Source organism: Mesonia sp. K7 (assembly GCF_003233725.1).
In the GTDB taxonomy this organism is placed as follows: Bacteria; Bacteroidota; Bacteroidia; order Flavobacteriales; family Flavobacteriaceae; genus Mesonia.
Window position 1 is genome coordinate 18,725 of the sequence record NZ_QKQV01000021.1, and the last position, 11,195, is coordinate 29,919.

Genomic DNA, 11,195 nt, shown 5'->3' on the forward strand with positions numbered 1-11,195 from the left:
ATTTATTCACACCACACAGACAATTCGTAACAGAATATTGAGTTAACTACCGCATCAATACTTACATTTATTGGAAAAAACTTATAAATGATAAGAATTTTTAAAATAGTATTTCTGCTGTTGGCTTGTTTAAATTTATCAGGCTGTAACAGTCAAAATACCAAAAAAGAGACAAACACTTTAAGTGATGATTTTGATAAATCAATGCCATTTTATTACAAGATGCCAAAAAACTTGTCCGCAACCGATACAAATCCTGCATTCAAAGAAAAAGGGCAGAAAATTTTGCTGACCGGAACAGTTTATAAAATAGACGGTAAAACACCAGCTTCAAACGTAATTCTGTATTATTATCAAACGAACGCCAACGGAATTTACGCTACTAAAGAAAGTGAAGAAAGAAATATGCCCGAAAATAAATTAGGCCAAACTCACGGTTACATCAGAGGTTGGTTAAAAACAAATGAGCAAGGTAACTATTCGATTTACACCATAAAACCTGGAACTTATCCAAGTAGAGGCGAACCTGCACACATACACATTACCGTTAAAGAAAAAAATATAGAAGAACCATATTATATTGACGATTTTGTGTTTGACAATGACCCACTTTTAACCACTAAACGCAGAAAAAATATGGAAAACCGTGGAGGAAGTGGTGTAATAAGATTTGTACAAAAAGACAATATGTGGATAGGCGAACGCAATATCATTTTAGGCTTGAATATTCCTGATTATCCAATAGAGAATATTAGCCAAAAGAGTTCAGGGAAGAACATTGGCGAAGATATTATTTCCTTTACACCATTCCACGCTTATGGAGCTGACAAAGGCACCAAAACCTGTCCGATTTGCAAATACGGTTGGTATCACGGAATTTTATATTTTGTAGGTAATAAACCAAATTGGAACGAAATAAAAGATTGGCTTAAATTTTTGGACATAGAAAGCCAAAAAAGAGAGAAGTATTTAAAAGTATATTTTGTTTATGGCAAAGACACGAACTACAATAAAAACGAAAGAACACAAGAATTGGAAGAACTTGGAACTGAACTCGATTTAAAAAAAGTTGCCTTGACTTTTGTACCTTCTTTTAAGGATAAAACTTCAGAAGTGCATTTGAATAAAATTGACCCAAACGTGAACAATACTTTTTTTATATACAAACGGAGTAACATTATAGACAAATACGTTGACCTAAAACCAAATCAAAAGAATTTCAAGAAAATTTCCGAAAGACTTGACGAAACTGCAAACGAATATTTTAAACTTTCAAGACCAAAGCAGGAATAAAGCCAGCGTACAACAACGTGTATAAGCAATAGCGGTTTGGGTGCGAACTCGAACCATTTTTTCATTTTAAAAAGTTATATTGTAATCCGAAAAGCTGTTGCATTAAACCCGCTACTGCTCATACACAAGACCGTTAGCGGTCAGGCAAAAAAACGACCCGAGAAACAAATCGGGTTATTTTTAAAATATTGTATTTTAGCATTTGCTTAAATAAGCAAGTTGACTATCTTTGTGTTTATGGAAAACAATTCTTGCATAAGACAACAAGCGGACATTAAACAAATCAACCGTTGTAAAGACCGAGTTGCAGAACTCAACGGCTCGTTTGACTATTTGTCGAACGGTCTTGAATTGGCGGGTAACAACGTCAGACTGAAAATCCTATTCCTGCTTTATGAAGAGAAACAACTTTGCGTTTGCGACCTGAGTGATGTTCTTGGAATGACCATTTCGGCAGTTTCTCAACACCTGCGAAAACTCAAAGACCGAAAACTCATTGAAACAGAAAGGCAAGCACAGACCATTTTCTACTCGCTGACAAACGAGTACAAAAACTTGCTTGAACCGTTTTTCATAATACTTGACGAAAACAAAATTTTTGAGACAATATGAAAAAGGACAATAAATTAATCGGAGCAGGACTTTTAACAGCATTTGCTGCTTCTCTATGTTGCATTACGCCAGTTTTGGCACTAATTGCAGGAACAAGCGGACTTGCTGCCTCTTTTTCGTGGCTTGAACCTTTCCGACCGTATTTAATTGGTTTGACAATTTTGGTTCTTGGTTTTGCTTGGTATCAAAAACTAAAACCGAAAAAGGAAATAGACTGTGATTGTGAAACTGATGAAAAGCCAAAATTCATTCAGAGTAAAAAGTTTTTAGGAATTGTTACAGCATTCGCAATTGTAATGCTTGCCTTTCCTTACTATGCACATATTTTCTACCCCAAGACAGAAAAACAAGTAATAGTAGTTGACAAATCAAATGTACAGACCGTTGAGTTTACTATCAGCGGAATGACTTGTGCAGGATGCGAAGAACACGTAAACCACGAAGTGAACAAACTTTCAGGAATAATCAAATCAACTGCTTCATACGAGAATGGAAACGCAATCGTAGAATTTGACAACTCAAAAACTAACATAGCCGAAATCGAAACAGCAATTAACGGAGCAGGATATTCAGTAAGAGACAAAAAGGAAAAATAAAATGGAAATAAAATTGCAATCAACAATCACTTGCCCCAACTGCGGACACAAAAAAGAAGAAACAATGCCGACAGATGCTTGCCAATACTTTTACGAGTGCGAAAACTGCAAAACTGTATTGAAACCACAACAAGGAGACTGCTGTGTTTATTGCAGTTATGGGAGCGAGAAATGTCCGCCAATTCAACAAGACAAGAAATGTTGCTGACCGAAGAAAAAAAGCCCGAACCGCTAACAATGTATATAAAAAATAGGCGAGATAGTAGTAAAATCAAGGCTTTTGGCTCGTATCAATCTTTATGCTCAACTGAAAGTTTAGTGCTTCGAAATCGCCTACTTTTCATATACTAAACGTTGTAAGCAAGCGGAGTCCAACCGCATAAAAGCAAAGAGTGCTATCGCACACATTGCTTTCTTCCCAACGCTGAATGAGAAATTTTTCATAACTTGCAACTGTAAAAATCAAACAAACATAAGTGCTTCTAAAAGAAAAAATATCGATTGAAAATTTTGAAGATAAAAAATTCAAAATCAGACTTATAGAATCAAAAAAAGATACTGAAGCTGCTTTTACACACTATTTGCACAATCACAGAAATGGGGTTTCTCAATTCTATAAACCTGATGCAATAGAACACGTTAAAACCTTATTTGAATACAAGTTTCCTGAAGAAAACATATCAACTTTAGCTGCCGAGGAAGCTCTTCAATATTTAATATTTCAACAAGAAAACATTCCTTTTCCAGCACCTAAAAATCCTGAATTTAAGTTTATTGACTTATTTGCTGGAATTGGAGGATTTAGATTGGCATTTCAAAATCTAAAAGGTAAATGTGTTTTTACAAGCGAATGGGATAAATATTCAAAACAAACTTACAGAGCTAATTTTGGAGAAGTTCCTTTTGGAGATATTACAAAAAAAGAAACTAAAAATTACATTCCAGACGGATTTGATGTTTTGTGTGCTGGATTTCCTTGTCAAGCGTTTTCTATTGCAGGAAAACGTGGCGGATTTGAAGACACAAGAGGAACATTGTTTTTTGATGTGGCTGAAATCATAAAAAAGAAGAAACCAAAAGCAATTTTTCTAGAAAATGTAAAAGGTTTAAGAAGCCACGACAAAGGAAAAACTTTAGCAACAATTCTAAATGTTTTACGAGAAGATTTGGGATATTTTGTTCCAGAACCAGAAATAGTTAACGCCAAAGAATTTGGAGTTCCACAAAATAGGGAACGAATTTTTATTGTAGGCTTTAGAAAAGATTTGGGAATTACAACATTTGAATACCCAAAACCAGTCAACAAAAAAGTAACGTTAGAAAATATTTTAGAAACCGAAACGGTTTCTGTAAAATATTATTTATCTGAAACTTATGTAAACACTTTACGAAATCATAAAGCTAGACACGAAAGTAAAGGAAATGGATTTGGCTACGAAATTATTCCAAACAATGGAACTGCAAACGCAGTTGTTTGTGGCGGAATGGGAAGAGAAAGAAATTTAGTTTGCGATTTTAGATTAAAGGATTTTACACCAGTTACAAACATTCGAGGAGAAGTGAACCGAGAAGGAATTCGTAAAATGACACCTAGAGAATGGGCAAGATTACAAGGGTTTCCAGACAATTATAAAATTGTAGTTTCTGACGCTCAAGCATATAAACAATTTGGAAATTCAGTTGCAGTTCCAGCAATTCAGGCGACAGCAAAAAAAATTATAGAAAAACTTAAAACTTTATGATTACAGGAAATAAAGGCGAATGGAGTGAAATTTACACGCTATTCAAATTACTTGGAGACAAACAATTATTTCTTGGAAATAAAGACATTGAAAAACTAGAAGGCATAGTTTATCCAATTTTGCGAGTTTTAAGAACAGAAAATAACGGAGATTTTGAATACTCAATTCAAGATGAAATTATACTTATTTCTGGCGGAGAAGAAGTTTTAAAAATTGCAATTTCAGAATTTAAAGAAAAAGCAAAATTCTTACTTGAAAGAATTAAAACAAATAAAAAAAGAACTTTTTCAATTCCCGAAATTGAGACGTTTATGAAATCCATAAATTGTCTTTCTTTAAAAGCAAGTTCAACTGCAAAAACTGATATTACGATTGTTGTTCACGACCAAAGAACAAACCAACAACCAACTTTAGGGTTTAGTATCAAATCACAATTAGGAAGTCCTTCTACTCTACTGAACGCTGGAAAAACGACAAACTTTATTTTCAAAATTTCTAACACAAAATTAAGTGAATCGGATGTTGAAAAAGTAAATTCGATTGATTCAAGAAGTAAAATAATGGATAGAATTAATTCAGTTTTACAATCAAACGGACAATTTGGTTTTGTGAAAACTGAAAGGCAAATATTCTCGAACAATTTAATTCTTATTGACAGTAAACTGCCAGAAATTTTATCTCAAATCGTTTATGAATTTTATTCTAGTGATAAATCAAGCATTGTAGATTTAGTTGATAAAACAACTTTAAAAAATCCTTTAGGATTTGATATTTCTAACGAACATAAGTTTTACGAATACAAAATTAAACGATTTTTAACAGACATAGCTTTAGGAATGATGCCTTCAAAAGTTTGGACTGGGGAATATGATGCTACTGGTGGTTATTTGATTGTAAAGGAAAATGGAGATGTTTTGTGTTATCATATTTACAACAGAAATGAATTTGAAAATTACTTATTCAATAACACGAAATTAGATACAGCAAGTTCAAACAGACACGATTTTGGAACGATATACAAAGAAAACGGAGAACTATATTTTAAACTGAATTTACAAATCAGATTTATCAAATAAACCAACGCAAGTTCAAGCACATTTATTTTCCCCAACGCTTTTGCCAATGCTGAAAAAAATAAAAGAGCTTAAACGCCAACGCCAGCTAATTTGCGGAATGAAACGCCAGCTTACAACAACGTATATAAAAAATAGCGGTTTAAGTGCTTAAACAAAAGAAAAATAATAAATTAGAGGTCAGTTATAAACCGAAAAATTAGTATTTAAAATCCGCTACTTTTCATATACAAGACCGTTGGCAACAATTTGACAGTTCATCCTTTAAAAACAACAAATCAGAATTTAATTTTTCTACCAGAATGTTTTTAGATTCATTTTTGCTGAGAAATAATTAACTAAAAAAAATGCGACATAAAATTTTAAAATGGATTATAAAGACACTTTTAATAAGTGTTGTTATTTATACACTAATATGTTTAACTCTTATTTACTGGCCTATTAAACTTGAAAAAAATGTAACGAATTATGATTACAGTTCTATAAAAGAAAACACAAATGTAGCTTTAGGAGTTGAGCAATGGGTGAAAATGAGAGATGATAAGGAGATTTTTAGTAGAGTTTATAAAAGTCAGAGCAAAGATGTTATGATTCTTATTCATGGTTCCGGTTCAGAAAGTAGATATTTGTCAGAAATTGCAAATGCAATGGCGAGTGAAAATATTGCTACGGTAATAACACCTGATATAAGAGGGCATGGTAGAAATAAAGGGAAACGAGGTGATATCGATTTCATTGGACAACTTGAAAACGATATTGAAGATTTGATTCGATTTAGCAAGAAAAATCTTAATGCTAAAAAGGTCATTTTGGCTGGTCATTCTTCAGGTGGTGGATTTGTTTTAAGGTTTATTGGAAATCCAAAAAACAGTAAAGTGGATAAAGCAATTTTAATTTCGCCCTATTTGGGATATAATTCACCAACAGTAAAACCAAATAGTGGTGGATGGGTAAAAGTAGCCTTGAAAAGAATAATCGGACTTTCAATGCTCAATAATCTAGGTATAAAAAACTTAAACCATTTACCTGTTTTGTTTTTTAATCGTCCTGAAAACATTAATGACAGTCTACAAGTTCCTTCGTATTCATACAATATGACCATGAATTTTGATTCAAAAAACTATCAACAAGAGATAAAAAACATAAACATACCCTGTTTGGTTTTGGTAGGAAAAGAAGACGAAAGTTTTTATCCTGGACAATTTCCAATCGTATTTAAACCTTCTAAAAAATTTACCCAAGTAGAAATTATGGAAAATGTAAAACATTTAGATATTGTAAGGAACAGTAAAACGTTCAGGTTGATTGAAAGGTGGAATAAAAAGAATTAAAACTGTTGCCAACAATGTATAACCGCAATTACGGCTGATTCGACTGCGTCCGAATCCACTCGGAATTGCTAACGCCAGTGCTTAACCGAAAAAATTGCGTACTTTAACCCGTAACTGACGGTTATACGAGACCGTTGGGTGTAATTTGGAAATCTTACCAATTTTTGGTATTTTTGAGTTTTAAATTTGAAATTATGAGTAAAAACACATCAATATCACTCGGAAATTATTTTGACCAATTTGTGAGTAGCCAAGTTTCTGCTGGAAGATATAAAAACGTTAGCGAAGTAATAAGAGCTGGACTGAGATTATTAGAAAATGAGGAAAGTAAAGTTATTGCTCTGAGAAATGCAATTCAACAAGGCTTAAATAGTCCTATTGTTGAGGATTTTGACTTTGACGAAAATCTGAAAAAATTAAAATCAGAAAGAAGAAAAAATGGCTAAAGTTGTATTAAGACAAGAAGCCATTGACGATTTAAATAATATTTGGTTTTATACTTTCGAAACTTGGTCTGAAACTCAAGCAGACAAATATTACGCAACGATAAAAATGGCGTGTAATGGAATCGCTGATAATCCAAATGTTGGAAAAGAATATGATGGAATTAACAAAAACCTTTTAGGAGTGAAATCTGAAAAGCATATAATTTTCTATCAAATAATTAATCTAGAAAGAATTGAAATTATTAGAATTTTACACGAAAGAATGGATTTGAAAAACAGAATAACCGAATAAAAAAACTACACCCAACAATGGCTATAAGTAATTGCTTGTTCTCGCCTACTTCTGAAAATCCTCGCGGATTTTCAGTTTGGTGTGTACTTGCAAAGTTAAGTGCTAACCCACGCAACTACTCATAGCCGAGACCGTTGTGCGTCATTTATGAAAAACTGGATTCAAATATTAATTCTGACAATTATATTTTTCATTATTATCACGTTAATGACAATGAAAATTGAAACACCATTTGATGGAAATGATACTTATGGATTTCCTTTTACATTTCACATAAAATGGAGCGGAATGTGTTTTGAATGTCCTGAAAATCCAACTGAAACTTACTATGGATATTTATTAATTGATTTTATAATTGCTGGACTGATATCATTTGGGCTTTGGAATTTATATAACAAGCGAAAAAGATTAAATGAATAAAAAGTATTCCATAAAAATTAAGGAAAAATTAATCGGTTATTCTGATTTAGAGAAAGCTGACGCACCTATGGGAGTTGCTTTTGGACTGATTGAATTTATCGGAATTGAATCACCATACAGATTCTTCAAAGAATACTGCTTAAAAAATGATATTGTAATAAATACAGACGACCCAGAATTTGAATTTATTGATACTCAAGTAATGTCCGACTTAAAAGTATTTAGACAAGACGGAATTGAAATAAAAGGAGTTGCTGGAAATGCAATTACAGGTATGAAAGACGAAGGATATGAAATCTCAATTTTAGGAATTCCATATCCATTTTACGAAGAGGAGTTTCCTCACCACGTAAAAGAGTATGAAAATATGTTTAATAAAGAATAAAAAACGAACGCACAACAATGGCTATAAGTAATTGCTTGTTCTCGCCTACTTCTGAAAATCCTCGCGGATTTTCAGTTTGGTGTGTACTTGCTAAGTTGAGTGCTAACCCACGCAACTACTCATAGCCGAGACCGTTGTGTAACATATAAAAAACGAAATCAAATCAAATAAAATGAATTACTCGAAATCAAAAGCAGAAAAACTTGTTACGGAGTTTGACTACTTGAAAACCAAACCATATTTCCCATACGGAAAAGAAGGAAAGGAATTTAAAATAACGGAACTTAAAGCAGTTCCAGAAACCACTAAAAAAAGAGCGGAGAACTTATCTAAACCTAAAAGTTACTTTGAGCAAAAAGACAAAGAATTAGCACAAGGCTACAATTGGTTTGTTAAAGTTACTATATCGGACAATGACACAATTATTGAAAAAGACCTAAAAGATGTTTTGTCAAGACTAAAAATACAGAATGACATAGATGATATTCCTAATTAGGAGCTTCATCGATATATTCTTTTGACCAATCATCATCGAACTGTAATTCGTTTGACAAAGCGGAAATCTTTAAAAACTTTACGGTTTTATTAAGTATAGAAATGCAATCCTCTATACTTTTCCCTTTTAATGTTTTTAAAACATCCATTTGTAAAATACGAAATTCCTTTTCCGACATAACTCTGACTTTAAAAAAATACGTTACACAACATTGTATAAAATTAATTGCTCGGCACTCACCTGTTTACGAAAACCCTTGCGGATTTTCTATTCGGTTTGTACCTGTTAAAGTGCGTTCTTAACCAACGCAACTAATATTATACTTAACCGTTGTGAGCAAGCTGACCAAAAACACGAATGAAACTAAACAAACTTAAATTAAAGAATTTTAGAAGTTATTCTCAAGAAACCGAAATCGATGTTTCTGACCTGAATGTTATCATAGGAAAGAATGATGTTGGTAAATCATCAATTTTAGAAGCTTTAGATATATTTTTTAATGGCAAGCCTGATAAAAATGATTTGTGTATCGAAAATGACAACAGCAGAATTGAAATAACTTGTATTTTTTCAGATTTTCCTGAGCAATTAATCTTAGACGATACAAATCCAACCAGTCTTTCAGATGAATATCTTTTAAACTCGGATAATAAACTTGAAATTAAAAAATCATTTCCTATTTCAGCATCAGGAAGTGTTTCGGAAGAATCTGTAATAATTTGTGATTATCCTGACAACGAAAATCTATCCGATTTACTTTCTAAAAAAAGGACGACTTTACAACTTCAATTTGATGAGTTAGGAATAAATCCAGAAGGAGTAAATAGAAATAAAAGTAAAGAGTTAAGAAATGCTATTCGTAATCATTTTTATGAAGAAGGACAAATAACAACTCAGCAAGCCGAAATAAAGATTGATGGGAGATTAGACAATGAGGATAACAGAAAGAAAATTTGGACGAACCTCAAAAAGTATTTACCATTATACTCATTGTTTTTTGTTGACAAGCAACTGAATGACCAAGATTCGGACATTCAAGACCCAATGAAAGAAATAATCAAAGAGGTCTTAAAAAGGGATAACATAACACCATTGTTAGAACAATTAAAAGAAGCCGTTCAAGATGCTTCGACAGACCTCGCTGACGATACAATCACTAAACTAAATGATTTAGACCCAGAATTAGCTGAAACTTTGCGGTCTAATTTTCCTAAAGAACCAACTTGGAATTCTATATTCAAATTGACCTTAGAAGATGACAGAGGTGTTCCACTAAACAAACGTGGAAGTGGAATGAGAAGACTTGTTTTATTAAGCTTTTTTAGAGCACAAGTTGAGAATAGAAGAACAGCAAATGCACCGAATATTATTTATGCACTTGAAGAGCCTGAAACGTCACAACATCCGGATTTTCAATTAATGATTGTAAATGCTTTAAAAGAACTTTCGGAAACAGATAATGCTCAAGTATTCTTCACAACACATAATTCTAATTTAGCGAAGGAAATTCCTAAGGAGTCATTAAGATATGTTTATTCAGACGATGGACAAGTTAATGTTGAATGTGGTTTAAATGATGACGGCACAGATAATGAGGAAATAATAGATAGAATTATCCAAACACTTGGAGCATTACCTGACCCAAAAAACAAAGTTAAAGTTCTGATTTTTGTTGAAGGAGAAAATGATATAAATGCTTTGATAGGTTTAAGCAAGATATTAAATGCTTCAGACGCGAATGTAATAAATTTAGAAAATAATGAAGCTGTTGCTTTTATTCCGACAGGTGGCTCTCAACTCAAGTTTTATATTGAGAAAAAGTATTTAGATGGTCTATTACAATCGCAAGTTCATATCTACGATTCCGATATTCCAGCTTATGTGCAAAGTGTTGCTGACTTAAATGCAGAAGGAATAGATACTAAAATAGGTTTTAATACCATAAAAATTGAATTAGAAAATTATCTTCATCATCAAGCAATAAACGAATGTTATCAGGATTTAAATATCAACATAAACATAACTGAGGTTTTAGATGATGAAGATGTGCCAGAAAAAGTGGCTATGGCAGTTCACCAAGAAACAAGTGATACAGATTGGAATGCCATAAATCCTGACCCAGTAAAAACAGAAGAGAAACAAAAGAAATAAATATCAAAAGCTAAACGCCAATTAAATAACCTCGCAATCGAGAAAATGACAGTTGAGCGATTAACAGAACGTGGTGGATTTGATGAAATTAAAAGTTGGTTAGATTCGATTAAAGCGTTTGTGGAATAAAAGCCAGCTCACAACAATGTATAACCGCAATTACGGCGGATTCGACTACGTCCGAATCCACTCGGAATTGCTAACGCCAGTTATTAACCGAAAAACATTAACTTTAATCCCGTAACTGACGGTTATACGAGACCGTTGTAACACATTTGACCAATGAACTTTCCTGAAATAGGTTGACTAAAAATTAGACCATTAATTATAGTCACTTATGAAAACAAAAAATGAACAC

General features: G+C 32.6%; 13 protein-coding genes. 12 read left to right on the top strand and 1 reads right to left on the bottom strand.

Annotated elements, in window-relative coordinates:
- Positions 1–87 precede the first annotated feature (87 nt).
- The 11 genes from DNG35_RS11710 (at position 88) to DNG35_RS11765 (ending at position 8,686) form a co-directional block, all read left to right on the top strand.
- Positions 88–1,293 carry an intradiol ring-cleavage dioxygenase gene (locus DNG35_RS11710; protein WP_111129401.1) on the top strand — a complete coding sequence of 402 codons (1,206 nt, stop codon included), beginning with the start codon at positions 88–90 and terminating at the stop codon, positions 1,291–1,293.
- A gap of 237 nt (positions 1,294–1,530) precedes the next feature.
- Positions 1,531–1,905 carry a metalloregulator ArsR/SmtB family transcription factor gene (locus DNG35_RS11715; protein ID WP_086478608.1) on the top strand — a complete coding sequence of 125 codons (375 nt, stop codon included), beginning with the start codon at positions 1,531–1,533 and terminating at the stop codon, positions 1,903–1,905.
- Positions 1,902–2,501 carry a mercuric transport protein MerTP gene (gene merTP / locus DNG35_RS11720; RefSeq protein ID WP_111129403.1) on the top strand — a complete coding sequence of 200 codons (600 nt, stop codon included), beginning with the start codon at positions 1,902–1,904 and terminating at the stop codon, positions 2,499–2,501. The genes DNG35_RS11715 and merTP overlap by 4 nt, the downstream gene beginning before the upstream one ends.
- A gap of 1 nt (position 2,502) precedes the next feature.
- Positions 2,503–2,709 (top strand): GDCCVxC domain-containing (seleno)protein, encoded by a 207-nt coding sequence (locus DNG35_RS12290; protein ID WP_111129405.1) that lies wholly within the window; start codon positions 2,503–2,505, stop codon positions 2,707–2,709.
- A 268-nt stretch (positions 2,710–2,977) separates the two neighbouring features.
- Positions 2,978–4,243: a DNA cytosine methyltransferase gene (locus DNG35_RS11730; protein ID WP_111129407.1), complete on the top strand. Its 1,266-nt coding sequence runs from the start codon at positions 2,978–2,980 to the stop codon at positions 4,241–4,243.
- Positions 4,240–5,319: an HpaII family restriction endonuclease gene (locus DNG35_RS11735; protein WP_111129409.1), complete on the top strand. Its 1,080-nt coding sequence runs from the start codon at positions 4,240–4,242 to the stop codon at positions 5,317–5,319. Before DNG35_RS11730 ends, DNG35_RS11735 begins: the two co-directional genes overlap by 4 nt.
- Positions 5,320–5,663: 344 nt before the next feature.
- Positions 5,664–6,647 carry an alpha/beta hydrolase gene (locus DNG35_RS11740; protein ID WP_111129411.1) on the top strand — a complete coding sequence of 328 codons (984 nt, stop codon included), beginning with the start codon at positions 5,664–5,666 and terminating at the stop codon, positions 6,645–6,647.
- A 194-nt stretch (positions 6,648–6,841) separates the two neighbouring features.
- Complete coding sequence (locus DNG35_RS11745) at positions 6,842–7,093, top strand: type II toxin-antitoxin system ParD family antitoxin (RefSeq protein ID WP_085768110.1); 252 nt, start codon at positions 6,842–6,844, stop codon at positions 7,091–7,093.
- Entirely contained in the window at positions 7,086–7,385 is a 300-nt protein-coding gene (locus tag DNG35_RS11750) for a type II toxin-antitoxin system RelE/ParE family toxin (protein ID WP_111129413.1), read from the top strand. The genes DNG35_RS11745 and DNG35_RS11750 overlap by 8 nt, the downstream gene beginning before the upstream one ends.
- Positions 7,386–7,797: 412 nt before the next feature.
- Positions 7,798–8,190: a hypothetical protein gene (locus DNG35_RS11760; protein WP_111129417.1), complete on the top strand. Its 393-nt coding sequence runs from the start codon at positions 7,798–7,800 to the stop codon at positions 8,188–8,190.
- Positions 8,191–8,362: 172 nt separating this feature from the next.
- A complete protein-coding gene (locus tag DNG35_RS11765) occupies positions 8,363–8,686 on the top strand; it encodes a hypothetical protein (RefSeq protein WP_111129419.1) in 324 nt (107 codons plus the stop codon).
- Here the strand turns inward: DNG35_RS11765 and DNG35_RS11770 are convergent.
- Positions 8,679–8,864: a hypothetical protein gene (locus DNG35_RS11770; protein ID WP_111129423.1), complete on the bottom strand. Its 186-nt coding sequence runs from the start codon at positions 8,862–8,864 to the stop codon at positions 8,679–8,681. The two genes, DNG35_RS11765 and DNG35_RS11770, sit on opposite strands and share 8 nt — an antisense overlap.
- A 179-nt stretch (positions 8,865–9,043) precedes the next feature.
- On the opposite strand from DNG35_RS11770, the gene DNG35_RS11775 reads away from it, so the two are divergent.
- Positions 9,044–10,837: an ATP-binding protein gene (locus DNG35_RS11775; protein WP_111129426.1), complete on the top strand. Its 1,794-nt coding sequence runs from the start codon at positions 9,044–9,046 to the stop codon at positions 10,835–10,837.
- Positions 10,838–11,195: the final 358 nt, after the last annotated feature.